Here is a 25549-nt window from a genome sequence, read left to right as displayed (position 1 = left end):
AACACGTGAAATGCGGACATTTGACGTTCAGCTACTTCCTTATCAACACAATCCGGCGCCGCCATGGAAGCGCGGACCAATGGGAGCGCAGGTCGAAGATACGCCGTGGCGGACGGCCCGCCTGCATCGCGCCGACGGCGCGTAACCCATAATGGAAGTTCGCTCGGGTCCTGAAATCTCCACTATCAATAGCTTCCATCAGCCGCCGGTGACAAACTTCGCGATCTGTTCCGGGCCTGTCATATCGGGCGGAAGCCGGTCTGGATCGCCGTCCAGGAAGCGCGCATAAAGCCGGTCCAGCGCCGCGACCATCTCCGCGCCTTCACCGCCTTCCTCCAAATCTTCACCCGCGTGGTAGCGGCGAATCTCGCGCGCGGTATCGGCGTCCCCGGGCCCGATGAAGAGCACGGGGGCGTCGGTCTGGAGCACGCCGTAGAGCTTGCTGGGCACCACGAGCCCCTTGGAGGCGGCGTTGATGGTGATCAGGTGCACATGCGCGGACCAGAGTAGATCCGAGGTCCACTCTACGGGCTGATAGTCGGTAATGAGAATGGCGGGCAGGTCTTTCGCCGCCGCCTCCAGCTGCGCCTTTTTCGATCCGCGAATGACGAACACCAGCGCCCAGTCGTCCCGCCCGGCGTCGCGCAGTGCCTCGGCCGCGCGCACGAGCGGCGCGAACGTATGCCCCTCGCCGAGGTTGCCGGCGTAAAGCGCGATCTTCTTGTCGCGCAGGTTGTACTTCTCGATGAAGCGGTTGTCCTCGTGCGCCACGCGATCAATCGGGCGCCGGTCCCACGGGGGCACGATGATGTAGTTCTCGGGGCGCCACGCCGGGTAGGTCTCAAAACGCTCCAGCTGGCACTCGCCGAGAAAGATGAAACCGCCCATGCGCCGGATAATCGCGTTGTTAATCGCGCGGAAGAATCGGTGCGCCAGCCCCGTCTCGCCGATGCGCCCGCTGCTCGCGAGAATCTCCGGGTAGAGGTCCATGGTCCACCAGAACAGGCGTTTGCAGCGACCGCCGAAGGGGCGCAGCAGCAGCGCGACGCCCCCGAGGAACGGCGGATCGGTCAGGGCGATGCAGCGGTCCCACCGCATGAAGGGAACCCGGATCCAGGCTTGGACCAGAAAGAGCGCCCAGCTCAGGACGCGGTACTTCTCCCCGAAGGTGGGCACATAGCGCACCTCCGCGCCGCCCGCCGCCAAATCGTTCCGCACCGTCGCCACGTAGGAACTCCGCGCGGCCAGCACGACAACCTCGTGGCCCGCCGCGGCCAGCGCTTCCGTCAGATCGCGCAGCATGCGGCCCGTGGGCACGTGGTCGTTGCCGAAGTGGCGGTTGACGATGAGAACGCGCACCCGCCGCTAGCCCCGCGTTTTCCAGCCGGCGACAATTTCCTCAACGATCTGGTCGAGCGGAACGCGGATATCCCAGTTCGGGTAGTGCGCGCGCATCTTGCGCAGGTCGCTGTAGTAACAAATGTGATCGCCCATGCGGTTCTGGTCCACGTACTCGTATTCCATCTTCCTGCCGCTGTAGGACGCCACCATCTCAAACGTCTCCAGGATCGAGCAGCTGTTGTCCTTGCCGCCGCCGATGTTGTACACCTCGCCGCACCGGGGCGCCGCGATGAACGCCTCGATGAAGCGCGCGACGTCCAGGCTGTGGATGTTGTCGCGCACCTGCTTGCCCTGGTACCCGAAAATCTTGTAGAGGCGGCCCTCCAGGTTGCACTTCACCAGGTAGCTCAGGAAGCCGTGCAACTCCACGCCCGAGTGGGAGGGGCCGGTGAGGCAGCCGCCGCGCAGGCAGCAGGTCTTCATGTCGAAATAGCGGCCATACTCCTGCACCATCACGTCCGCCGCGACCTTGCCCGCGCCGAAAATCGAGTGCATCGACTGGTCGATGGTGAAGGTCTCGGGAATGCCGTTTTCATACGCGGGGTCGTCGTAGTCCCAGCGCGTGTCCAGCTCCTTCAGCTTGATATGGTTCGGCGCGTCGCCATACACCTTGTTCGTGGACATGTGGGCGAAGGGCGCCTCCGGCGCGAAACGGCGCGCGGCCTCCAGCAAGTTCAACGTGCCGGCGGCGTTCGTGTCGAAGTCATCGAAGGGAATCGAGGCGGCGCGGTCGTGGCTCGGTTGCGCCGCCGTATGCACGATGGCGTCCGGGCGGATCTGTTCCACGCAATCGAGAATGCCCTGGCGGTCGCGAAGGTCGATCTCGTGGTGCGTGAAGTTCTTCAGCATCGATTCGAGCTGCTGCTGGCGCCAGCGCGTGTCGCCTTCCTGGCCGAAAAACACCGCGCGCTGGTTGTTGTCCAGGCCGTGGATCGCCCACCCCTGCTCCGCGAAGTACTCCGCCACCTGCGATCCGATCAGGCCGCTTGAACCCGTTACCAGCATCTTCTTCATTCAAATTCTCCTTCGTAATGGATGGCCCCGGCGCGGGGGCGCCGCGGCGGCCCGGTGGCCCTATTCCTGGCCCGCGCGCGCCCGGAGGATATACTCCGCCAGTTCGCGAACGCACCCCTGGCCGCCGCCGGTGGCAAGTATGTAATGGCAGTATTCCCGCACGTCCGCCGCCGCGTCGGCGGGGCAGCAGGCCAGCCCGGCCTTGCGAAGCGCCGGAATGTCGTGAAAATCATCGCCGACAAAGCAGATCTCGTCGGGGGACAGGCCGGTTTTCGCCGCCAGCTCGTCCATACACGCGCCCTTGTCGGTCACGCCCTGAAAGAGGTGGTCGACTTTCAGCTTCTGCGCGCGGCGCGCGACCAGTTCCGTGTTCTCGCGGGTCATGATCGCGGTCTGTATACCGGCCCCCCGCAGCTTCTCCAGCCCCATCCCGTCCCGCGTGGAAAACTTCTTCAGTTCGTCCCCCGCTTCGGAGTAGTACATGCCCGCGTCGGTCAATACGCCATCCACATCCGAGACCAGCAGCTTTACCCGCGCCGTGCGTTCGGCGATCCCGGCGGATTCCGGCCCGCGCGCGGCAATGAGCGCCGCGACCAGCTCGAGATCGGCCGGATCGTCCACCTCCACGCTCCGCTCGCGCGGCATGGCGTAGATCGCGGTCCTCCCGAAAAAGCGGTGGCGCGCTTCGAGGAATCCGGGGACGCGCATGGCGTAGACCGCGCCGTTTTCGGCGAATTCCGGCTCGCGCTCCTGGCGCCGCGGGCGGCGCGTTTTCTCGTGGTTGACGCCCGCCGCCTGGCCATCCGCGTCCCGGCGCCAGAGAAACAGGTGCGACGCGTAGGCCGAAAGCGCGCTGTCGGCGTTCTCGTCCAGCAAGGCGCCGACCGTCCCGTCGATGTCTTCGGGCAGGGTCAGGGGCGACGTGCACTGGAGGAACACCAGGATGTCCGGCGTGTACGCTTCCGTATCCCGGAGGTGTTCGAGCGCATGGATGAGCGCGCTTTCCGAACTCGCCGTATCGCCGCTGAGTTCCGCGGGGCGGTGGATCACCTCCGCGCCGTACCGCACGCTCGCGGCGGCGATCGCGGGGTCGTCGGTCGAGACAAACACCCGGTCCACGTGGCGCGACGCAAGCGCGGCCTCGATGGCGTAGGCCACCATCGGCTTGCCGCGCAGGGGGCGCAGGTTCTTGCCCGGGATGCCCTTGGAGCCGCCGCGCGCCGGTATGATCGCGGCTACCTGCTCTGCCACTTCAGCTTCTCCCGCTGCGCGATCTCCACCTCCACAATTTCCGAGGGCTTGGCTTGCAACGCGCGCGCGCTCGCCTTGAGATCGCGGCAGAGGCGGCGCAGGCCGTCGGGTTCGAGGCTGGCCGAGTGATCGGTGCCCTTCCAGGTGCGGTCCAGCGTGAAGTGCCGCTCGAACCAGGTGGCGCCCAGCGCCAGCGCCGCATTGTCGATGGCGATGCCCAGGTGGTGGCCGCTGAAGCCAATCGCGCCGGCGCGCCCGCCGAATTCCTTCACGTAGTCCAGGATTTCCAGGAGATAGCACTCGTCAAAGGATACCGGGTAGCCCGAGGTGCACTTGTAGATCACCGTGTCCTTCAGGCGACCAGCCTGGTCGAGCAGCCCGACGAGCGTGTCCAGTTCCGCGCGCGTCGTCATGCCCGTGGAAACGTGGATCTGGCCGCCGTACTCATCGGTCAGCAGCCGGATCATCTCCAGGTGCGTGTTCGACGCCGAGGGGATCTTGATGAAATCGGGGTTCAACGAGATGATCTCCCGGGCGGACGTAATGTCCCACACCGAGCAGGAGTACTTGATCCCGTACTGCTCGCACCACGCCACCAGCTGCTTGTGCTGGTCGAGATCGAGTTCGAGAAACTCGCGGTGCGCGCCGTAGGTTTCGCCGTAGCTGTGCATGGGGTTCGGGTGCGGCGCGTTGTACGCCGCGGGATCGAGCAGTTCCGATGGGCAACGCTTCTGGAACTTGATGTAGTCGGCCTGGCAGAAAACCGCCGCCATCTTGATCAGTTCCTCGGCAATCTCCATCTTACCGCAGTGATTGCAGCCTGCCTCGGCGACAACAACGGGATGAAGCATAGCGGTATTCCTCCGTGGGTATTCCATCCGCGCCCAATGCACACAACAGGCCCGTACGCGATGAGAAAGTGCTGGAATCGCGGCCGGCCGGATCCGGAACACGCAAGGGTGGCCCGGCCGCGTCAGAAAAATTACCGTGATCTTGCCTAAAAACGGCCCGCATTATCAATGCGGCGATGAAACTTCAGCAAATACCCCGCCCCCCACCGCCCGCACGCCTGCCCGCCGAAGGCGGGTCCACCCCGTCCATTCGCCGCGGCGAATCCACCCTGTCCACTCTGTCCACTCTGTCCACCCCTACAACCCCAGCACCCGCGCCAGTTCCGCCTCCATCGCGTCCAGATCGCCGCACACCGTGAAATCCTGGTGATCAAAAATGCAGACCCCGTCCCCGAACGGCACAAACAGCACCGGGACGCCGATCCGGTGGTAATCCAGCCCCAGCGTGGAAAACCGGGTGATCAACACATCGATGTTGGCGTGCCGTTCCCGGCTGTGGCTCACGAGCCCGCGCTCGGCCCAGCCCGTGTTTTCGCAGGGGTAAAGCGGGTGCGAATACAGCAGCACCTCGACCGGCATGGGCGCGCGCGCCTTGATCGCGAGCAGCCGCTCCACCAGCGCCTCGTCCGCGGGGGCGATCTCCTGCGCGGCAAAGGCGATCACCCGCCCGCCGGGATCGCGCTCCAGCGTCTGGAATGCGATATGGCCCTCGCGCGCCTCAATTACGACCTCGCAATCGGGGTTCTTAAGAAAATGGGCCTCGATCCACGGGCGGGACTCGGGAATGAGCACGTGGTAGGCGTCCGTGAAGAGCCGCTCAAAGGCGTGTGGAGCCGGGGGATACTCGAAGAGGCCGTGTTGCATGCCGACAAAGCGGCGCACGGCCCCCTGCTCGCGCGCAATGGAAAGGACCGACACGTACAGATCGAAGTGGCCCGGGCACCACACCTCCCCGCCGTGCTTGTCCAGCGCGAGGGCGTGGAGCACGGCGTCGGCGTAGCGCAGGCGCCCGAAAAGCGTCAGGCGCCGGAAGACGGTCCAGTCCACGCCCTCCGCCGCGCACCGCGCGCGGCCCTCGTCCCGTGCGGCGGGATAGGTCCGCAGCGCGAGCCATAACCCCCCGACGATCTCGCGGGCGCTCAGGAAGGCGAGCAGGTGGGGGTAGCGCAGGTAGCGCAGGTTATACAGGCCCGCGCGCACGGGCGCCACGCCGTCCCGGAAGAAGCGCCCGTGCCGCAGGTTGGTGAAGAGAAACAGCGGGCCGTCTCCCTCGGGGCGCTTCTGCGTCCGGCAAATCAGCAGCAGCAGGTTGATCAGCGACGCGGCGTAGTACCGCGCGATCAGCAGGGGAGAGCGGCCGGCCCGCGCGCCCGCCGCGACCACGAAGTACCCCGCCGCCGCCGGATCGAGGCTCTTGCGGCGGCAGGAATTGAGCCGGAAGAGAAACTCGTTCCAGAACGCGGGAAAGAGCACCCGGGCCAGCCGCGTCCGCGCGTCAGCGGGGCAATCGCGTCCAAACCTTGCAAACGAGCCAATCGCCATACGAACCACCGTGAACCCGTGAAGAGGCGCGTGTTGGAGCGCCGGCATCCCTGCCGGCAAAGATGCCGGCGCTCCAATACGCTCACGCTCTTTAATTCGATGCCCCGATTCATCAGAAGCCGCCATTGCTCCACCTCGATCCAGTATAGATGCGATTGCCCCCCGCAGGTCAGCCATGGCGCTTCTCCCGCCCCGCCACCATCTCGCGGTAGCACGCCAGGTAGCGCTCGGCGCAGGCGCGCATCGAAAACTGTTCGCGGAATCCGGCCGCGGCCGCATGCGCGCGCGCCCGGAACTCGTCGCGTTCGTCGCGCATCCGCCGCAGGGCCTCAGCGAAGGCCGCCACATCGTCCACAGGCGCGAAGATCCATGGGGCGCCCGGATCGAGGAAGCGGTTTTCCGGTATGTCCGACGCAATCACGGGCAGGCCGCACGACGCCGCCTCGGGGAGCACATTGGGCATGCCTTCATTGCGGGATGGAAAGCAGAAGGCGTCCGCGGCGGTCATGGCGGGCCAGGGCTCCGGCAGTACGCCCAGGAACCGAACGCGATCCGCGACCCCCTCGGCGCCGGCCAGGGCCTCCAGGGCCGGCCGCAGCGGGCCATCACCCACGCACAACAGGATCGTGTCCGCATCGTCCCCAAACGCCCGCGCAAAGCCGCGTATCAGCACGTCGTGCGCCTTGGCGTCGGCCTCCATGCCGCCATTCTTCTTGTCCGTCACGCCGCTCATCCGGCCCACGTGGGCGACCGCAAAGGCGCCCTCGGGTATGCCAAGCGCCGCGCGCGCCCGGGCGCGTTCGTCCGCCCCCGGCGTCTCCTGGAGCAGGTTCCCGCCGTTCGGGATCGTCACCACGCGGCTGCGCAGGCTGCCCCCCATGAACGACGCGTAGGCGGACGCCACGGCGGGCGAACAGGCGATGGTCGCGGCAAAGAAGCGGTCGAGCCGCCGGATCACCCAGGGGGAGCGGTAGTTGGCGATGTTGGTGCCCACGAGGCGGTGCGTGTAATGCGCGCCGCGGGCGGGCGTCAGGAGGGAGGCCCCCGCGCACAGCATCTCGGCGGAGTACAGGTTGGCCTGGACCACGTCCGGACGCCACGACCGGATGAGCCGGGAGAGATCCCTTAGGTTCGCGAGCGAGGCCGCCCGCCGCGCTTCGGTCCCGATCACGTCCACGCCCGCATCGCGCAGCCGCGCGTGCAGCAGCTCCCCCCGCTCGCCCCGCACGCCCGCCGTGAGGTAGAAGCGAACCTCGACATCCAGATCACGCAGACTGATGGCGAGGTTGGTGACAAAGCCTTCCGCCCCGCCCGACCGGAGCCCGTCGATGACCTGCAGCACCTTCATGCGGGCGATCCGTCCGCCGCCGCATCGTCCTCGCGGGCCGGCGGTTCCGGGGCCCGCGCGGGCCGGCGCCGTGTGAGTTGGGCTCGGATCTCCCGGCGCGAGAGGAGCCGCCCGAGCTGGCCGGTGTCCTCGTCGCGGGCGAAGAGGTGCTCCGGATACTGCACCAGCGCGTAGAAAATGGCCAGCACGATGCAGAAAACCCGGCCCTCTTCGAGCACGGACGCATACGCGAATATCACCGCGAAGGCGGCTGCAAACTGGGTCACGGCGTTGGTTCCGAGCGCCCGCTCCACCCGACGCCGCCCCCGCTTCATGTAGAGGCTCGCCGCGGCCAGCCAGAACACGATGGGGTAGAAGATCCCGAATTCCAGGGCGCGGGTCAGCGATTCGCTGTGCGCCGAGAGCCAGAGGCGCCCGGTTTCGAGGTAGTAGGTGTTGGCCCCCAGCCCGCGGCCGAGGAAGGGCGTCTCGAAGATAAACGCCAGGTAATCCGCCTGAATGGATACGCGATGCTCCAGGCTCGTGTCCTCCTCCAAGCTGCCCTCCGGGCTGAATTGCAGCGAGATGATGCTCTCCATGCGCTGGATCAAGTCGCCGTGCTTCCGCTGGGGCGCGGTCGAGAGCGAGTCCAGGTACATGCGCAACCCCTGCACCCCCGCCAGCAGGCCCAGCAGCAGCAGCGCGCCCGTCATGACCAGCCGGCCCCGCAGCAGGCGCTCGCGCCAGTTGTACGCCAGCAGAATCGCCACCACGCCCGCCGCCACCAGCACGCCGCCGCGCGACCCCGTGGCGAGCACAAGGCCCATGAATCCCAGCACGGCCGCCACCTCTTTTACCGCGGTCTTGCGCGGGTGCAGGGCGTACCAGGCGATAAATAGCCAGCAGAGGCAGAACGCCAGGCGGTTGGGTTGCAGGAAGAAGCCGATCGGGCGGCCCAGCTGCTCCGTCCGCGCATCGGCCAGCGACGCGGCGGCCTCGAAAAGATGGGGCGCCTTCACGCTCAGCGGCATCCCGATGGCCGTGATGACAAGGCAGATCGTGAGCGCCGAATACATCGGCTTCAGGCCGTTGACCCGGATGTACACGACCGTGCTGGCGAAGAGGGTGGCGAAGTAGAAGTGGAGCCCCGCCGCGCGCAGGTCCAGAACCGGCGCATACACCATCGTCGCGATCGGCCACACGAACAGCAGCAGAAGCCAGCGGCCCATCGCGCCCCGAAGCACGATTTCGCGCAGGTACTGAACGCGCGCGGCCAGGTAGAGGCAGTTCAACCCCATCAGCGCCGCCGTAACCAGCCCGATGGAGATGCCCAGATACGGGGCCACGAAGCGGAACACGCCGCTCCCGAGCAGTATCAGCGAGACGAAAAAGATCTTATCGAGCATGGCGCCCCGGCTTCCCGAATACGGCGTTCGCGCCCGCAGGCGGCTTGGCGTTGTGTTTGCTCCGGGCCACGTCAGGCGTCCTCCCCGCGCGCGCCGGCAACTTCCGCAACGCCGGCCTTTTTCGCGCGCTCCGCGATGCGCGCGTGTTTCCGGGCGTTGTGGAGGCTCTGCACGGCCTTGTAGGCGCCATGCGCAAGATCCAGCAGCGGGCGGCGCCGCCGGAAGCGCAGGTCCCGGTACAGCGCATCGTACTGGCCGAGCGCGGCGTAGATATCGAAGTTTTCGGCGTTCAATAGGGCCGCCAGATCCGCCAGCTCGCGCCGGTAATCCGGATCCGTGAGCGCCCGCTTGATCCGCGCGTAGTTCGCCTCCTCGTCGTAGCCGTCCACGCGGTTGCGCGGCGAAAAGTTGGTCGCAAACACCGACTCGAACGCGTCGCGCGTCACCAGCAGCGGAATCTCTCCCTCCGCCAGCGGCGTCAGCAGGATCCGGCCCCGGCTCGCCGCCTCCATGAAGCCCCGGCCCGTCCCGATCACCAGGTCGGCCGCGTCCAGCAGGGCCTTGGCGTCCGCCGTGAAGCGGGGCTCGGTGAAAAAGTGCACATGCTCGTTCGCCAGCGCCGCGATGCGCGTGTAGCTCTCCTGATCCTGCACCGTCCCGACGATGGCGAACTGGCACGCCACGCCCTCCGCGTTCAGGCGTTTCACCAGCGCGATGCCCTGGGACATGCTCTTTTCGTAGTGCCCGCAAAAACGGGCAATGCGGAGAAGTACCGGAACGCCGGGCTCCAGTTGGGCGCGCAGCGCGTCCACCTGCGCGGGATCGCAGTCGAAGGGGGCCAGCCGGTTGGGAAGGTGGTGGATACGCGTATCGGCGTACTTCGGGTTTCCTGAGAACCACGCCACATCCTCGCGGCTGTACACGATCAGATCCCCGTGCCACGGGAAATATCGGCCCGGCGCGGGGCCACCGCACTTCGTGAAGATCATCGGGATCCGCGTCCAGAGGCTCAATGCGCGGGCAAAGATATCGATGCGCGCATCGAAGAGGTGCAGCACATCCGGGCGCTCCTCCGACACGATGCGGTACGCGCGGTACAGCGCGGCGGCCAGGTTCCACCCCGTGAAACGCACATGGTGGGTACGCAGGCCGGACGCCGCAAAAATCGGCGACGGATACGGCCCCACGACCACCACGAAACAGTCATGCTTCCCGGAGAGGGCCGCCGCCGTGGTTTCCAGGCTCCGCGCGTGCCCGCCCCCCGCGCGCGCATACACCTGGGCAATGAAGAAGCAAAGCTTCATGGTACTTTCCGTAGGCTTGACGCGCGGCTTCTCATCCATCCCCGGCCATTCGCGCGGCCCGCGACCGAAGCAGCCAGACGATGGCGCCGATGACGAGGGCGTAGAACAGGGCCAGACCGGATGCGTAAAGGCCCGCCGTCTCCACGGGGGCGAGGCCCCACATCCAGGCCAGACCAAACGCACACGACACGATAACGACGCGCACGATGTTTATCAGGAGTTGCAGGCCCTGCATTTCGAGCACGTCAAGGCAATGCATGACCGGCGAAGACACAAACCGCAACATGATGGCGATGGCAAGCCACCGGGCGAATATCCCCGCCTCGTTCCACTCCGGCCCGAAGACAAGCGAAAACATCCAGGGCCCGGCAATGACGAGTGCGGATGCCGCCAGTATACCAAGTGCGGACATTTTCTTCATAATGGACATAGAAAGCCGCAGGATTTTGTCCGGGCGCTCCTTTCCGAAGCGCGCTATCTCCGCGTAGAAGACCTTGGAAACCGAGTTGCCGATCAGCGACATCGGCAGGTCGACCATGGTGCTCGCCAGCCCGAAATAGCCCACCGACACCGGATCGAACAGGGCGGCCATCAGGAAGACGGGAAGGCGCACGTTGAGTCCCAGCAGCAGCCGCGACCAGGACCGGTATTGGGGAAAGGCCTTGAATCGCACCGCGGCCGCCCAGAGTTCACGACGGGAGAAGGATTGAAGGGCCTCGGGCTCAGTCTGGACCAGCTTCCGCAGCAGGCTGAAGGATCCCGCAACGCTTGACGCCAGCAGGCCCAGCAGCAGACCGAGAGGTTGAATCCCGAGGAAGCCCAGTCCAATCTTCGCGCCTGCGGATGAAACGCTCTGGGAAATCTGCGTGGACGACATGATCCGAAAGTGTTTCTCCCGCAGCGCCCATCCCGACAGCGATTCGTAGCATCCGGCCCCCAGCAGGCAAATTGGCAGCAGCCAGAGGTAGGCTTCGGCGGCCGGCATCTCAAACCAGGCCGCGAGAAAGCCCCCGGAAAAGATCACCGCCACGCCCAGGAGCAGACTGATTCCAGCCACGATGGCCAGGCAGAGTTTCAGGACATTCTGGGCCTGCCGCCTGTCTTCGGCGAGCGGAATGGCCATCGCGTAGGTCAGGGTCGCCAGCGGTTGCAGCACGCCGAGGATGGCCGTGAACACCGCAAACACGCCGTAGTCGGCCGGCGTATACAGCCGGGTCACGACGGGGGTGCTCAGGATGGTGACGGCCTGCGCCACGGCCGTGCCGCCCGCGACCCACGCGACGCTCTTGTAGAAGCCGTTCGCGCGCATGCGCGCAAGACGTGATCGCGCGGCGCTCATGAATCCGCCCGTCATCAGACGCGTCTTCCACGGGGGCGAAACGGCAATGGGCGGCGCATCAGGATTCGGTCCCGGATCCGGTTTCAACATCCGCCAGATTTCGCGCGGGGATTCCGACCAGCACGCTCTTCTCCGGGAACGATTTCAAGACGACGCAATTCGCTCCGATCGTGGAGTGCGCCCCGATGCGGACCGGGCCGAGCAGCTTGGCGCCGGTGAATACGGTGACGTTGTCGCCCAGCGCCGGATAGCGTTCACTCTCGTCCTGAACCGTGTCCCGCGCCTTGAGATCGCGCGCGCCGAGCGTCACGCCATTGTAGAGCGTTGCGCATGCTCCGATACGGGCGCCGGCCCCGATGACGATGTCATGCGGGTGCGGAAGGCTCAGCCCGGGCGCGATGGTGGCCCGCGCGTGAATCTCGACGCCCGGAACACGCGACAGGCGGGCGGTCAGGAGTGCGGCCATCAGATTCGTCAAACGCCTCGGGTAACGCACAGCCCGGAGGTAGCCCGCGATCCGGTAATAGACCACCGCGCGGTATCCGGGGTTGAGGAGCAGGCGCAGAAGCAGCGCGCCCCAGCCCGGGGCGGAGCCGCCCGCTCTGGCGCGCAAGTCGATGGTGAAACAGTCCAGGAATTTCACAGGGTTTCCTGCTCATCAGTTGGTCGAGAGCGCGGAGCGCGCTCGCCTACGACCGTGTTGTCTCGGCGGCATGCGCCAGGCGCGCACGATGTCCGCACCCGACCCCGGACGCTCCACCGCCTCAGCCTATTGTAGCCAACTCGCTTGCGGGAAGCACGGCCCCGGCCGTGCTGACGTAGCGCACCTCGCACTGGAGCCACAGTCCCGTGCGCTCGTGCACGCGGTCGCGAATGAGGTGGATCAGCGCCAGCGTGTCGCGCGATGTGGCCTCGCCGAGGTTTACGATGAAATTGGCATGCTGTTCGCTCACCTTCGCGTCGCCGATACGCATGCCCTTCAGACCGGTATCTTCGATCACCTTGCCGGGCGGGCCGAAGCGCTGAAACATCTCGCCGCCGCCGACAAAAACCGAACCGCAGTTGGGTTGTTTTCGCGGGAATTTCCCGTTGCGATCACGCAGGATCGCCAGCATTTCGCGCCGCATTGCGGCGGGATCGCCCGGCCCGCAGCACAGCCCCACTTCGGCGACGACCTGGCCCCCCCGCTGCAACAGGGAGGAGCGGTAGGCGAATTGACACTCCGATTGCGTCAACGTGCGCTCGGATCCGTCCGGCCCCAGCACGCGGACCCACGCGACGCAATCGCCGACGGACTGGCGCTTGCTCCCGCCGTTCATCACCACGAGCCCGCCAAGCGTCCCGGGGATGCCGATAGTGTGTTCCAGCCCCGCGAGTCCGGCGCGGCCCGCCGCCCGCGCAATCTGCGGAACCCAGACCCCGGCCTCGGCTGTGATGCGGTTGCCCGCGATGGAGAAGGCCGAGAGATTCTCCGCGATGCGAATGATCACGCCGCGAAAGCCCGCGTCGTCGAAGAGCAGGTTGGTGCCGTGGCCGATAATCAGAATCGGGACGCCGCGTTCGTGGCACGCGGCGAGGACGGCGGACAACTGGGCCACGCTTTCCGGATGGACGAGCCAGTCCACGGGTCCGCCTACGCGCCACGAAGCGTATTTGCGCAGCGAGACATCCCGCTCGCACGGGCAGCCGATGCCGCGTAATGCCGCCTCCAGCGTCACGAATCGCCTTCCTCGACGGCGATCTGCCCGCCCAACGCCTTCAGCTTGCGGACAAAGTCGTTGTAGCCGCGCTCGATCTGCCAGGCGTCGAGGATGCGCGTCTGGCCGGACGCCGCCATGCCGAGCAGGCTCAGGGCCGCGCCGGCGCGCAGATCCAGCGCGGTGACTTCCGCCCCGTGCAGCGGCGCGCCGCCCGCGATCTTCAAAATGTTGTCGGATGCGTCGGTCTGGACGCCCATCTTGCGAAATTCTTCCGCATAGCCGTAGCGGCCGACGAAACGGAGGTCCGTAATGCGGCTTTCCCCCCGCGCGCAGGCGCCGAAGGCCGCGAAGAGCGGCTGCATGTCGGAGTTGATGCCGGGGTAGGGCCCGGTGCTGATTTCGACCGGGTAGCACCGGCTGCCGCGCACGAGCGCGCAATCATCGCTCCGGAAGACGCGCGCGCCGCTGTCCCGCAGGAAGATCAGGGGCACTTCCAGGTGCTCCCAGGGGAAATTCCGGATTTCCACCTCGCCGCCGGTGATCGCCGCTCCGATGAGCCAGGTGATCGCCTCCATGTTGTCGGGGATGGCCCGGTGCAGCGCGCCCTGAAGCACCTCGCGCCCGGTAATGGCGATGTGCTCCTGCCCGAAGACCTCGATCGTCGCGCCCATGGCGCGAAGCATGGCGATCAGGTCCAGGATCTCCGGGCGGATGTGCGGATTCCAGACGCGGGTGACGCCTTTGGCCAGCGTGCCGCAGAGGATGGCGTTTTCCGTCGCGCCGGTGGATCGCAGGCGCAGGTGGATATCCGCGCCGGTCAGCCCATCGGGCGCCGAGGCTTCGAGCCAGCCCTCGTTCTCGGTGACGCGCGCGCCCAGCGCCTCCAGCACCTCGACGTGGAGGTCGAACTTGCGATCGCCCAGCTGGCATCCCCCGGGAAGGGGCACGCGCCCGGCGCCGGTGCGGGCCGTCAGCGCGCCGAGGATCAGGAGCGTGTTCCGGATGGAGCGCTTTTCCCAGTCCAGGGCCGAGGGCGGGCTGGTGATTTCCTCAATGTGCAGCGTATCGCCGTTCACGGTGCAGCGCTTGCCCAGGACTTCCAGCATCTCCTGATGAATTTCCACATCGAGCATCGCCGTCGGGTAATTCTGGATGGTGACGGGTTTGCCCGTGAGGATGGAGGCGGTCAGCAGCTTGAGGACGCTGTTCTTGGCGCCGCTGATCGTGACCGCGCCGCCGAGTTGCGACTTGCTGAGGATGTAGACGTTGTTCGACATGAAATTGCAATACCCTGGCGGCGCCGCGTTCCCGCGGGCCCCGGCCGGTTTACTCGCGGACGTCCGCCTGCCAGCCCAGATCGATGATCGGGCCCTTGCGATCCCAATCCCACCGGGTGCCCTCGCCGCGCGGGGACGCCCAGACGCTGATGTTGTACGGAATAATCTCCGTTTCGATGGTCAGCGGCGCGACGTGATACTCCCCCGCCTTCCACGTGAACGTGGGATCGTGCCTGAGATTGATATACCACGAGGTGTGCGTGGCGCCCGGTTCCTGCGGCTTGATGTGCTGCACGTGGCCCGCGTCCACCCGGCCCAGCACCGTGAGGATGTATTCCGTGCTGATGTCCCGGGTCGAGCGGATCAGGAAGGAAAACGTGTATTCCTTCGCGCCCGTCGCCTTCGTCTCCAGGGCGAGGAGCTCCAGCCCGTCGTGCAGCTTTTGCGACGTCATGCCCGCCGACAGCGCGGCCCACCGGGCGTCGATCGCCTTCCGCAACCGCTCCGTCAGCACCGGCCCGGGCGGCGCGATTTCGTAGAGCGCCAGGGGGCTGGCGCACGCCTCCACCTTCGCGAGGAACGCGTCCTCATCGGCGGCGGCCCACTGCCAGCCCAGGCTCAGGCGCTCCCCGACCTGTGTCCAGAATTCCTCCTCCGTGGGGGAGAAGGCCATCATCAGCAGGTTATACGGAATAAGCGGAAACTCCGACTTGGCTTCAACTACATAATAGCGCCCCTTTTTCCAGGTGGACGTCGGGTGGTCGTCCATGCGGCGGCGGAATTTCACCATCGCGCGTTCCTGGTGCTTCCCTTCCAGAAAACGCGCGTTGGACGGAAGGACCGACCCGTCAAACGCCAGGTGGTAGTTCGTGTCCAGATCCGCCGTGGGCCGGAACAGGATCGAATAGGTGTATTCCTCCTTGCCGCTGACCCGCGTGGCGATATCGAGAAACTCCAGATTCGGCACGAGCGTCTTCGGCTTGACCTTCTCGGCGATCGACTTCCAGCGCGCCGCGAAGGCCTCGTCCACCGCCGCGGTGGTTTCGCCGCCGGCCTCGTACTCCCGCTGCAGCGCATGCAGCGCCACAAAGTTCGCCGCGGCAATATCCGCGAATATCCCGCCTTCCGGAAGCGGTTCGTCCGCTTCGGCCGCCGCGTCCCGGGCGGTCTCCGGCGCTTCCGGGGCCGGCGCCTCCGATCGGGGTTCCGGCGCGGGCGCGGTGTCGGCTTTTTTCCCGCAGCCGGTCAAAGAAGCGAAGCCCGCCGAAATGGCCAGCAATATCGTCGTGGACAGCCGAAAATGACGTGCAGTAATCATGATAAGACCCAATTCCTGTTACAAATGCTTATAGTGTAGTTCGTATCGATGCGTTGCAGGCGCTATGGAGCGGGCTTTCAGCCCTCAAGCCCGGACGAATCCCTTGTCCTGGGCCGTCGGGCCAGGCTGGAATGAAACAAGCCTTCGGCCCTGGCTGGAGTGAAAACAAGCCTTCGGCCGTGAATACCATTTCTTCCGCGCCGAAGGCGGACAGCGCAGCCTGGCGCGATTGCGCGCGCCGCGCTTGCGCGCACGGAGCGCTACGATACCGGTAATGGGAAAGCATACCCGAACCGCCCGCGACGCCGCCAGTTCCGGGGGCAGGGCAATCGCACTTAAACTTCCAACTCGGGCCGAGCGCCACATGAACCACCTTCAATGATAAGAAGGGCGCGTGTTGGAGCGCTGGCATTTCGCCTGCGGCGAATCCCCGACCGTGCCGGCACAGATGCCGGCGCTCCAAAACGCTCACTATCGTTGATTCACGGTTCCAAATCGACTCAAGTTTACGCCCATATGCCGAGATCGAGTTTAAATGCGATTGCCCTGGTTCCGGGGGCCCGCCGGGCGCTATCAGCCGCCGTAGTAGGACATGTACCAGTCCACGAAGTTGTTCAGACCCGTTTCGATTGGCGTGTCCGGGCTGAAGCCGACATCGTTCATGAGCGCGTCCACATCGGCGCAAGTCTCCTCGACGTCGCCGGGCTGCATATCGAGATAGTTCTTCTGCGCCTCTTTGCCCAGGCGCTTCTCGATGAGCTCGATGAAGTAGTTCAGCTCGACCGACTGGTTGTTGCCGATGTTGTAGATGCGGTAGGGCGCCGCGCTGCGCTCGGGCGTCGGCTCGTGCGCGTTGTAGTCCGGATCCGGCGCCGGGACGCTGTCCAGCGTGCGGACGATCCCGGTCACGATGTCATCAATGTAGGTGAAATCCCGCCGCATCTTGCCGTGGTTGAACACGTCAATCGGGCGGTCCTCCATAATGGCTTTGGCGAAGAGAAACGCGGCCATGTCGGGGCGTCCCCAGGGGCCGTAGACCGTGAAGAAGCGCAGCCCCGTCGTCGGGATGCGGTAGAGGTGGCTGTAGCTGTGCGCCATCAGCTCGTTGGCCTTCTTCGTGGCCGCGTAGAGGCTCACCGGGTGATCCACGCTGTCGGCGACGGAAAAGGGCAGGTTCTTGTTGCTGCCGTAGACCGAGCTTGACGAGGCGTACACGAGGTGCTCCACGCCGTTGTGGCGGCAGCCTTCGAGCACGTTGATAAAGCCCACCAGATTGGAATCCACGTAGGCGTGCGGGTTCTGGATGGAGTAGCGGACGCCGGCCTGGGCCGCCAGGTTGATGACGCGCTGCGGCTTCTGCCCGCTGAAGAGCGCCGCCATCCCGTCCCGGTCCGCCAGGTCCACTCGCTCAAAGGAGAACGCCGGGTAGGCCCGCAACTGTTCGAGCCGCGCCTCCTTCAGCGAAACATCGTAGTAATCGTTCATATTGTCGACGCCGACGACCGTGTCGCCACGCTCGAGCAGCCGCTTGCTGGTGTGGAAGCCGATGAAACCGGCCGCGCCTGTTACCATGATTTTCATGCTGTAGCTCCTGCTCCCGAGAGAAACACCTCAGCATTCCCGTATTGGCCCCATGCAAACCAATGTACAGAAAACGCAATCAAGGAAGTGTCAAAGGCTGGGAGCGCAGGCGTCCCCGCCTGCCCGGCGGCGAAGCCGCCGCCCGTGTTAGTCCGTAATGGATGTAGCAACGCGACACAAGCCGCTACGTTAAAAAAAACTGCGAGACGCCCGCGCCCGGCCCGCAAGTACGTTTTCCGTACGCGCGAGGAACGGGGCGCAGCCGTCCCGGCAATGTGTGCTGATTGCGAAGCAATCAGAGACTTTGTAATTCTTCAGCCGTCTGAAGTAGTCACCCTCGTCGTACCCAACGGTGGCGGCTCTCGGTGATCGAACACCGTCATCCCCGCGAACGCGGGGATCCAGCAACGTGATCGCACAAACCTCTGAATTCAACTGGATTCCCGCTTTCGCGGGAATGACGAATACATCCAGCATAAATAAGGCGACTCGTATCGGCGAACGCCTTACTTCAGACGCCAAAAGTATTACGAAACTTCAAACACTAACGGTGACCCGTCCGCGCGGCCCCAATCAAGCCTTGCAGACCTTCCCGTCCGGATCGGGCAATCCGCCCAGCGCGTTGCGCGTGTCCACAATGAGCGGGGCGTGCTCCAGGATCGCGGCGTAGTCAAACGCGCTGTGATCCGTGACGATGATGGCGCAGTCCAGCGACTTCAGGAACGCGGGTGTCAGCTCCTGGCTCTCCAGCGCGGGCAGCGACGGCCAGCTCCGCGTCTTCGGGATGGCCGGGATGTGCGGATCGCTGTAGGTAAGGTCCGCGCCCTTTTCTATCAGGCGCTCCATGATCTCGAAGGAAGGGCTTTCCCGGGGATCGTCCACGTCTTTCTTGTAGGCGGCGCCGAGCAGGCAGATCTTGCTGCCCCGGATCGGCTTGCTCTTTTCATTGAGCGCGTTGGCCACGATGTTGACCACATATTCCGGCATGCTCGTGTTGATCTCGCCGGCCAGCTCGATGAAGCGCGTGTTCACGCCCGCTGTCCGCGCCACGTAGCTCAGGTAGAACGGGTCGATCGGGATGCAATGGCCGCCCAGGCCCGGCCCGGGGTAAAAAGCCTGAAAGCCGAAGGGCTTCGTCTTCGCCGCGTCGATAACTTCCCACACGTCAACCCCGAGCCGCGTCAGGATCACCTTGAGCTCGTTGACCATGGCGATATTGACCGAGCGGTACGTGTTTTCGAGGATCTTTGCGGCCTCGGCCACTTCGCAGGAGGAAACCGGCACCACCTGCACGATCACCTGGCGGTAGAGCGCCACCGCGGCTTCGAGCGACTGCGCGTCGTAGCCGCCGACGACCTTCGGGATGCTGTTCGCCTGGAAGTTCGGATTGCCGGGATCTTCGCGCTCGGGGCTGTAGGCCAGGTAGAAATCGGTCCCCGCCTTCAGGCCGCTCGTCTCCAGAATGGGCAGCATGATGTCGCGCGTCGTGCCCGGGTAGGTCGTGCTTTCCAGGACCACCAGCTGACCGGGGCGAAGCGCCCTGGCGATCGATTCGCAGGTCGATTCGACGTACGAAAGATCCGGGTCGCGGTCCTTCTTCAGCGGCGTGGGCACGCAGATGAGTACCGCGTCCGCTTCGCCGAGCCGAGCCATGTCGGCCGTGGCCGAGAACAGGCCGCTGGCGATCCAGTCCTGGAGCCACGCGTCCGGGATGTGCTTGATATAGCTCTTGCCCGCCTGGAGTGACTCGACCTTCTTCGGGTCGATGTCGAATCCGAGGGCGCGGTAGCCCTTGGTGACCAAGGCCTGGATCAGGGGCAGGCCCACGTAGCCGAGACCGATAATCCCGACCGTCACCGACTTGTCCGAAATCCTGTTTAACAACTCGTTTGCCATGGTCTTTACTCTTCCTTACCCCGGGGCCGCGCAATTTCGAGCGCGCATAGTAGCAGAATGGCGCCGGCCACGGCTACAACCGTGCTCGCCAGCACCATCTTCGTGCGCGCGGGCGCTATCTTCTGCGGGTTCGCCTCGGCCTGATACAGGATCCCGGTGCCGGTCTGCGCCGCGTTCTCCGAGGCGACCTGCAGGAGCGTGGCGGTCTCGGCGCGGCCCGCAAGCGCCGTGCGGATGCTTTTGCGGGTCTCCACTTCCCGGGTGATCTGCTCGATCTCCAGTTCGGAATCGGCGACCTCCAACTCCAGGGAACCCATCACCGTTTCAAACTCCGCCTGTTTTTCGAGGCGAATTTGGCGCTCCTCCTCTTTGCGCATATTCGCAACGATCAGCTCGTCCACGCGGTTCCTCTCCGTGAGGTAATCGTCGCGCAACAGCTTGATGAGCCCGTCCGTCGCTTCCAGGGCCTGCTCGCGGCGATCGATGCCCTGCTGGATCTGGTCAATATCCAGTTCCAGCTCGATCAGCCGGGCCTCCGCCGCCTGCGCGCTGGCCTCCAACTGCGCGGAGCGCGCGCGGAGCGTTTCGAGTTCGGTGGTCATTTCCACAATCGACTCGACCGTGGAATGGTACACCGGGTTCAGCGCTTCGCTCTGGAGCGGCGTCTGCGTCTCCGGGACCGCCTTCCCTTCCTCCAGATAGGTCTTCCACAGCGCATCGTCCGTGATGGCCTTGTTCAACACAAGCATCTCCGGCATTTCCTCAAGCTGGCGCTGCAACGCCGCGATCCCACGCTCGAGCCCGGGAATATCGTCGTCCACCTTTGCCTTTTCCCCGAGAATGCGGGCAATATCGGCCTCATAGTGCGTAAACTGCGTCTTCTTCGAGAGCATGTTCTGCTCGCGCCGGAAGCTCCGAAGCTCCTCCCGCTGCGCCACCTTTTGCTCGATCAGATCGACCACCTTGGCCGCCTGCTCCGTCAATTCTTCCTCCGTGAAGGGATACGGTTCGCCGCGAAGCAAGGCGTCTTCGGCCGCCGTTCCAATCCACTGCCGCTCGTACTGCTGCTCCGCGGCGCGGCGGGTCCCCTCCTCGATCGCGCGGCGGTTGACGGCCAGTTCCACGTCGAGCTCCAGGATTTGGTCCTCCAGCATGATAATCTTGGTGGTGACCGTTTCCTCCCGGGATTTCTTCAGGGCAAGTTGCGCTTCCAGTTTGGACGCCTTGAGCGAATTCTCCAGCAATTTCAGCTCCTTGCTCGCATTCTCGAACATCCCGCCGATAAACGTGCTGCTGGCCGTAAGCCCCTGCGTGTACACGGCGGTGCTCTTCTTCTCGACGATCGAAGCCCACCGATCCGCGATGATGCGGGCCGCCTCGGGGCTGCCTGCCCGCGCGGTAAGCGTCAACACAGGGAGAAGTTCCATCGCGCTGGAGGAGCGGCGGTTCTGTTGCTTCATGAGCGAGGTGGACAGCGCGTTTTGCAGCGATCGGAACGCCGCCTCGCGATCGGCGCCCGGAGCGCCCCACGCCTCCACCGCCTTTTCCTCCCAGAGCCTGTCAAATAGCTCGCGGACCGTCGCCGTCGACTCCGCCAGCAACTGGAGGGTTTCCACCGAGAGGTATCGGGGCTGCTCGGTGGCGCCGGTTGCGTCCGGCTTCTGCTCCAGCGCGGATTGGGGCTCGCGGACTATCAGCGCCGCGCTGGACTCGTACACGTTGCTCTTGGTCAGGGTGTAGGCCGCCGCCGCGATACCGGTTAGAACGGCCACCCCGAAGATCAACCATTTCTTGTTGTAGATCAGGCGGAGAATTTTCCCAAGGTCCAATTCCGAGTAATCGCCGGATTCGGGTCCTTCCGTCATGCGTGTCTCCTGTTCGGGTGGGCTCGGGGTTCTGCCTGGCCGCACGCTGATCCGCCGGGCCAGGGGATGGGCGTCACGCCGCGCGGACCGGGCGGATTCCCGCTTTTGTGGCGCGTTTCTCGGGGGCGCGCCGGGCCGCGCACAGGCGCGAGTACGGCGTACCGCGCAATCCCGTGGCCACCGTCCGGGCGATGGTAGCACGTTCGCCGTAGTATATTGCAACCCATGAATGCCACTATGTCGCGGTTTTTCGGCGCGATCCGGCGGGATCGCGCCCGTTGGGCGCGCCCGGGTGAACCCGTTCAAGACGCCCCGATAGCGCCCGGGATCGCGCCGGTGCGCGGCCCCTCCCCGCCGGCTCCCCGCGCGCCCGGCGCACGCGGCGAAAGCGGCGGCGCCATGCCCAAAAACATGGGCCCGCGACGAAACGGATTGATTGGCCGCGCATTTCGCGGCTATACTACGGCCTGCGAAAGCGTTGTAAAGCTGAAGGCCATTCGCCCGGCCGAGACGCGTACGCGGGAAGGGCATGTCGCTTGGCTACACAATCATTGTTAATCGCCGCGGGATCGCTCTTCGGGGGGTGCTTCGCCGCCACGGTGCTGCTCGTCCCCCTCGTCCGCCGCTTCGCCCGCCGGGTCGGCGCCGTTGACCAGGGCGGCTACCGCAAGGTCTTCGAGGGCGCGATGCCCCTCCTGGGCGGCCTCGCGATCGCGCTCCCGCTGGTTACGCTCGGTATCTTTTGCGCGATCGGCGGCTACCTGGTCTTCCTCAACTGGGGCTACCTGCTCCGGCACTACCCGGCGCACTTCGACGCGATCTATGGCCTGGCCACCTACAGCCGCCGCGAGTGCTTTGTGCTCGCCGCGGGCGCCCTGGGCATCCTCGCGCTCGGGCTCGTGGACGATACCCGGGGGATGCGCGCGCGCTACAAGCTCGCCGGCCAGCTCGCCGTCGCCCTGTTTGTAACGTGCTTCGGTTTCGCCGTCTCCTCCGTCTCCCTGCCGCTACTCGGCACGATCAACCTCGGCCTGCCCCTCGGCATTCTCCTGACCGCCTTCTGGATCGTCGGCCTCATAAACGCCTTCAACCTCATCGACGGCATCGACGGCCTCGCCTCCGGCATCGCATTCGTCGGCGCGCTGTCCCTCGTCGCGCTCAGCCTGATCCAGGGCAACGCCTTCATCACCCTCGCGGGCGCCGCGCTCGCCGGGGGCGTGTTGGCCTTCCTCCTTTTCAATTTCCCGCCCGCCCGCATGTTTCTCGGCGACACCGGAAGCATGTTCCTCGGCTACGCCCTCGCCACGATGTCCCTCGTCGGCGCGCAGAAGTCGCCCGCCGCCATCATCCTCGTGGCCCCCGTGCTGGCCCTCAGCTTCCCCATCTTCGAGACCCTCGTCTCCATCATCCGCCGCTACCTCCGCGGCGTCCCCATCTTCATGGGCGACAACCACCACACCCACCACCGCCTCCTCAGCAAGGGCTATTCGCAGCCCCGCGTCGTCCTTACGTTGTGCGGCGTCGCCGTATGCCTGGCGGCCTCCGCGGTGCTCGCCGCCCTCGCGCGGGAAGGCTCCCCGGCCCAGTTCCTGTCCTACGCCCTCTTCTGCGGCTCCCTCGCCTACATCGCCTGGCTCGCCGGCTACCTCCGCCCCACCACTTTCCGCCGCATTGCCGATCGCCGGCGGCGCAACCGCCTCCTGCACGCATTCAGCGCCTACGCCACTCTCTGCCTCAACGGAAACGGGAGCACCGCCCGCACCGGCCTGCTGCTCGCCCTGTGCCGGCAGGAACTCGGCCTGCACCACCTCGACCTGCGCCTGGCCTCCGGGGCCGTGTTGCTGGCATCCCCCACCCACGACAACGGCACCCCCGCCGCAACCCCCACCGAGCGGCTCCGCGTCAAATCCGCCGACGGGCAGGATCTGTTCATCCACTTCGACTTCATCGAAATCCCCGACGAACACCGCCGAAACGACGCCAACGCCTGCCTCGCCGCGATCTTCGACCAGATCCGCCTCGATCGCCTGCCCAACTCGCCCGCACTCCCCGCCGCCACCCCGGACCCCGTCCCGCCCGTCATGAAGGACTCCGACATACCCGTCTGAGGAAATCGCAGGATTGCCGTCCCGGCAGTCCAAGTCGGCGCGGCCGCACGCAACGCCACCGCTACAGCGGCGCGAAGGAACACGGGCATTTCCGCCACGGCGCACCTTCGGCCCGTCCGCGATTCTACAACGCGACAAGGGGGGTGGATAGGCGGGTTGCTTGCAGTCGGGCCTGGCAGGCGGTAGGATAAGCGCGGCGGCACGGGCCGCCGCACCAGCGCACGCCCAGGAGATTGTTCCGTCCCATGGCCAGAGTCAAGTGTCCCCATTGCTTCCACGTGAACCCGGACCGGCAGGAGAGCTGCGAGAAATGCGGCGCGCGCCTGCCGCGGATCAGCATTGAGGCTCCGGAGCCGGCGCGGGCCCCGGCGCAGGTTCCGGGGCGGAGCCAGCTCCAGTTTCACCGGGGGCAGGTGGTCGCGGGGCGCTACACGGTGCTGAACCTGATCGGTCAGGGCGGAATGGGGAGCATTTACAAGGTTCACGACAACACGCTGGGGGAAGATGTGGCGCTGAAGACGCTGCTGCCGCAGTTTCTTCAGGACAAGGTGGTGCTGGAGCGCTTCTACAACGAGGCGAAGATCGCGCGGCGTCTTGCGCACCCGAATATAGTGCGGGTGCACGATATCGGGGAAGACGGGAAGATCCTCTATATTTCGATGGAGTACCTCCAGGGCATGTCGCTGCGCGAGATCCTGGACAACCTGCCGCCGGGCGAGCGGCTGCCGATCGCGCAGACGATGCGCATATTCGATCAGCTTTGCGCCGCCCTGGAGTACGCGCACCAGTTTACGGTCCACCGGGACATCAAGCCGGAGAACGTGATGCTGGGGCAGGATGGCGGGGTGCGGCTGATGGACTTTGGCATTTCCAAACTGATGGCGAATACCCGGCTGACGAACGCCTCCATTGTGATGGGCACGCCGTTTTACATGTCGCCGGAGCAGATCCGGAACAGCCGCGATGTGGACGCGCGCGCGGATATTTACAGCGTGGGCGTGATGCTGTACGAGATCCTTACCGGCAGCGTGCCGACGGGCGTGCCGAAGCCGGCCTCGCAGATTACGAAGGACGTGCCGCCGGCGCTGGACAAGATCGTGGCGCGGTGCGTGGAGCCGGACCCGAAGGACCGGTACCAGAACGCGGCCGAACTGCGGCAGGCGCTCCAGCCGATCACGCAGCAGATCCGCTCGGGCATTAACACTTCCAAGACCCGGCTGACGCGGCGCATCGGCGCGGGCGAGTATTCTCCGCGGAAGATTCTTGCGGGTATTGCGGTCGCCGCGATCCTGATGGGCGGGCTCTGGGGCCTGGGCCAGGCGGAGCAGCACCGGCGCGCGGTGCTTGCGGAGGCCGCGGCCCAGGGCGGAGAGGCGGCGGGGGGCGCGGAGGCGGCGGCAACCGCCGAGCCGTCGTTTGCGCACTACCGGGCCATCATGAAGACGCTACAGCCCCTGGCGCGCGAGCGCGCCGACCGCCCCGGCCTCAACGGCGCGGTGGCGGAGGGGGATCGCCACTGGGCGGCGGCCGAGGCGGCGACGGACGAGCCGCGCGCCATCGCATCGGCCCGCCGGGCGCTCCAGTGTTACCTGGCTCCGCTGGTGATCCGCGACGGGATGGTGTTCGTCCCGCCGGGCCCCGTTTCCGTTGGCGGGGCGACGGCGGAGCTGCCGGGCTTCCTCATCGACGAGACGGAGGTGACGGTGGCCAACTATGCGCGGTTCGCCGAGGCCGAGGCGAACTGGAGCGTGCCCGCGGAGCTGGCGGGGCGGGCGAACCACCCGATTACGCTGGTGAGCGGCTTCGACGCCATGGCGTATGCGGCCTGGCGCGGCGCCGAGCTCCCGACGGAGGCCCAGTGGGCGCGGGCGGCCTACGGCGATCGGGAGCCGCCGGACTACCCCTGGGAGGGCGAGCCGGATCCGGAGCTCGTGGTGGCGCGCTTTGACGGCGGGGCGGGCGTGTACACGCCGGGGTCCGTGCGATCGCGCGAGGCCGACCGCTCGTATTTCGGGTGCTTCGACATGGCGGGGAACGCGTCGGAGTGGACGCGCACCTGCGAGCCCCCCCTGGCCTCCGGGGAGCAACCGGACTACCAGAGCTATCTGGTGACGCGCGGGGGGAATGCGAACGAAGCGCCGCGCCCGTGGACGACGCGCTTTCCGTTTCCGCTGATGCGATCAGACCCCAATCTGGGCTTTCGTTGCGTGGTTCCGGTGCCGGACGATCCCGGGGCGGCGCTTTCGTTGCTTCAGCCGGGGGCCTGAAGCCGGGGTTTTGGTGGATTTTCTCAGAATTCGCCCGTATTGGGCGCTCGTTTGACAGGGGCTCGGACGATTCCTTAGAATAAAACCAGCGAAAACACCGAG

General features: G+C 65.8%; 18 protein-coding genes. 2 read left to right on the top strand and 16 right to left on the bottom strand.

Translation table 11 applies throughout. The features are described 5' to 3' along the window. Positions 1-198: 198 nt before the first annotated feature. From KF886_01465 to KF886_01390, 16 genes are all read right to left on the bottom strand, one after another. Positions 199-1359: a glycosyltransferase family 4 protein gene (locus KF886_01465; protein ID MBX3176005.1), complete on the bottom strand. Its 1161-nt coding sequence runs from the start codon at positions 1357-1359 to the stop codon at positions 199-201. Between the two features lie 6 nt (positions 1360-1365). Continuing rightward, positions 1366-2415 (bottom strand): NAD-dependent epimerase/dehydratase family protein, encoded by a 1050-nt coding sequence (locus KF886_01460; protein ID MBX3176004.1) that lies wholly within the window; start codon positions 2413-2415, stop codon positions 1366-1368. Positions 2416-2475: 60 nt separating this feature from the next. Further along, positions 2476-3666, bottom strand: a complete 1191-nt coding sequence (locus tag KF886_01455; GenBank protein MBX3176003.1) for an acylneuraminate cytidylyltransferase — start codon at positions 3664-3666, stop codon at positions 2476-2478. Next, positions 3651-4517 (bottom strand): N-acetylneuraminate synthase family protein, encoded by an 867-nt coding sequence (locus KF886_01450; protein MBX3176002.1) that lies wholly within the window; start codon positions 4515-4517, stop codon positions 3651-3653. The genes KF886_01455 and KF886_01450 overlap by 16 nt, the downstream gene beginning before the upstream one ends. Before the next feature lie 297 nt (positions 4518-4814). Then, positions 4815-6059 carry a hypothetical protein gene (locus KF886_01445; GenBank protein MBX3176001.1) on the bottom strand — a complete coding sequence of 415 codons (1245 nt, stop codon included), beginning with the start codon at positions 6057-6059 and terminating at the stop codon, positions 4815-4817. A gap of 169 nt (positions 6060-6228) precedes the next feature. Beyond that, positions 6229-7407 (bottom strand): glycosyltransferase, encoded by a 1179-nt coding sequence (locus tag KF886_01440; protein MBX3176000.1) that lies wholly within the window; start codon positions 7405-7407, stop codon positions 6229-6231. Beyond that, entirely contained in the window at positions 7404-8792 is a 1389-nt protein-coding gene (locus tag KF886_01435; protein MBX3175999.1) for an O-antigen ligase family protein, read from the bottom strand. Before KF886_01435 ends, KF886_01440 begins: the two co-directional genes overlap by 4 nt. A gap of 71 nt (positions 8793-8863) precedes the next feature. Beyond that, positions 8864-10096 (bottom strand): hypothetical protein, encoded by a 1233-nt coding sequence (locus tag KF886_01430; GenBank protein MBX3175998.1) that lies wholly within the window; start codon positions 10094-10096, stop codon positions 8864-8866. A gap of 31 nt (positions 10097-10127) precedes the next feature. Beyond that, positions 10128-11450: an oligosaccharide flippase family protein gene (locus KF886_01425; GenBank protein MBX3175997.1), complete on the bottom strand. Its 1323-nt coding sequence runs from the start codon at positions 11448-11450 to the stop codon at positions 10128-10130. Between the two features lie 43 nt (positions 11451-11493). Next, the gene (locus KF886_01420) at positions 11494-12078 is read right to left on the bottom strand and encodes a serine acetyltransferase (GenBank protein MBX3175996.1); all 585 of its coding nucleotides are present in this window, start codon (positions 12076-12078) and stop codon (positions 11494-11496) included. A 121-nt stretch (positions 12079-12199) separates the two neighbouring features. Further along, positions 12200-13126 carry a UDP-N-acetylmuramate dehydrogenase gene (gene murB, locus KF886_01415; GenBank protein MBX3175995.1) on the bottom strand — a complete coding sequence of 309 codons (927 nt, stop codon included), beginning with the start codon at positions 13124-13126 and terminating at the stop codon, positions 12200-12202. 23 nt (positions 13127-13149) lie between these two features. After that, on the bottom strand, positions 13150-14412 hold the full coding sequence (locus KF886_01410; GenBank protein ID MBX3175994.1) for a UDP-N-acetylglucosamine 1-carboxyvinyltransferase: 1263 nt from the start codon (positions 14410-14412) through the stop codon (positions 13150-13152). A 49-nt stretch (positions 14413-14461) separates the two neighbouring features. Then, positions 14462-15730 (bottom strand): hypothetical protein, encoded by a 1269-nt coding sequence (locus tag KF886_01405; protein ID MBX3175993.1) that lies wholly within the window; start codon positions 15728-15730, stop codon positions 14462-14464. A gap of 573 nt (positions 15731-16303) precedes the next feature. After that, positions 16304-17311: an NAD-dependent epimerase gene (locus KF886_01400; protein MBX3175992.1), complete on the bottom strand. Its 1008-nt coding sequence runs from the start codon at positions 17309-17311 to the stop codon at positions 16304-16306. A gap of 573 nt (positions 17312-17884) precedes the next feature. Beyond that, complete coding sequence (locus KF886_01395) at positions 17885-19207, bottom strand: nucleotide sugar dehydrogenase (protein ID MBX3175991.1); 1323 nt, start codon at positions 19205-19207, stop codon at positions 17885-17887. A 5-nt stretch (positions 19208-19212) separates the two neighbouring features. Then, positions 19213-21072, bottom strand: a complete 1860-nt coding sequence (locus KF886_01390; GenBank protein ID MBX3175990.1) for a hypothetical protein — start codon at positions 21070-21072, stop codon at positions 19213-19215. 536 nt (positions 21073-21608) lie between these two features. Between KF886_01390 and KF886_01385 the strand changes: the two genes are divergently transcribed. Then, a complete protein-coding gene (locus KF886_01385; GenBank protein ID MBX3175989.1) occupies positions 21609-23180 on the top strand; it encodes an undecaprenyl/decaprenyl-phosphate alpha-N-acetylglucosaminyl 1-phosphate transferase in 1572 nt (523 codons plus the stop codon). A gap of 245 nt (positions 23181-23425) precedes the next feature. Next, positions 23426-25447: an SUMF1/EgtB/PvdO family nonheme iron enzyme gene (locus KF886_01380; protein ID MBX3175988.1), complete on the top strand. Its 2022-nt coding sequence runs from the start codon at positions 23426-23428 to the stop codon at positions 25445-25447. The last annotated feature ends 102 nt before the right edge of the window (positions 25448-25549 follow it).

Source organism: Candidatus Hydrogenedentota bacterium (assembly GCA_019637335.1).
GTDB lineage: Bacteria > Hydrogenedentota > Hydrogenedentia > Hydrogenedentales > JAEUWI01 > JAEUWI01.
This window is presented reverse-complemented; position numbering and strand designations above follow the sequence as displayed.

Excerpts from the sequence above, each read along its gene's own strand:
- KF886_01460 (MBX3176004.1), bottom strand. The coding sequence starts at position 2,415 with ATGAAGAAGATGCTGGTAACGGGTTCAAGCGGCCTGATCGGATCGCAG.
- KF886_01450 (MBX3176002.1), bottom strand. The coding sequence starts at position 4,517 with ATGCTTCATCCCGTTGTTGTCGCCGAGGCAGGCTGCAATCACTGCGGT.
- KF886_01445 (MBX3176001.1), bottom strand. The coding sequence starts at position 6,059 with ATGGCGATTGGCTCGTTTGCAAGGTTTGGACGCGATTGCCCCGCTGAC.
- KF886_01440 (MBX3176000.1), bottom strand. The coding sequence starts at position 7,407 with ATGAAGGTGCTGCAGGTCATCGACGGGCTCCGGTCGGGCGGGGCGGAA.
- KF886_01435 (MBX3175999.1), bottom strand. The coding sequence starts at position 8,792 with ATGCTCGATAAGATCTTTTTCGTCTCGCTGATACTGCTCGGGAGCGGC.
- KF886_01430 (MBX3175998.1), bottom strand. The coding sequence starts at position 10,096 with ATGAAGCTTTGCTTCTTCATTGCCCAGGTGTATGCGCGCGCGGGGGGC.
- KF886_01425 (MBX3175997.1), bottom strand. The coding sequence starts at position 11,450 with ATGACGGGCGGATTCATGAGCGCCGCGCGATCACGTCTTGCGCGCATG.
- KF886_01410 (MBX3175994.1), bottom strand. The coding sequence starts at position 14,412 with ATGTCGAACAACGTCTACATCCTCAGCAAGTCGCAACTCGGCGGCGCG.
- KF886_01405 (MBX3175993.1), bottom strand. The coding sequence starts at position 15,730 with ATGATTACTGCACGTCATTTTCGGCTGTCCACGACGATATTGCTGGCC.
- KF886_01400 (MBX3175992.1), bottom strand. The coding sequence starts at position 17,311 with ATGAAAATCATGGTAACAGGCGCGGCCGGTTTCATCGGCTTCCACACC.
- KF886_01395 (MBX3175991.1), bottom strand. The coding sequence starts at position 19,207 with ATGGCAAACGAGTTGTTAAACAGGATTTCGGACAAGTCGGTGACGGTC.
- KF886_01390 (MBX3175990.1), bottom strand. The coding sequence starts at position 21,072 with ATGACGGAAGGACCCGAATCCGGCGATTACTCGGAATTGGACCTTGGG.
- KF886_01380 (MBX3175988.1), top strand. The coding sequence starts at position 23,426 with ATGGCCAGAGTCAAGTGTCCCCATTGCTTCCACGTGAACCCGGACCGG.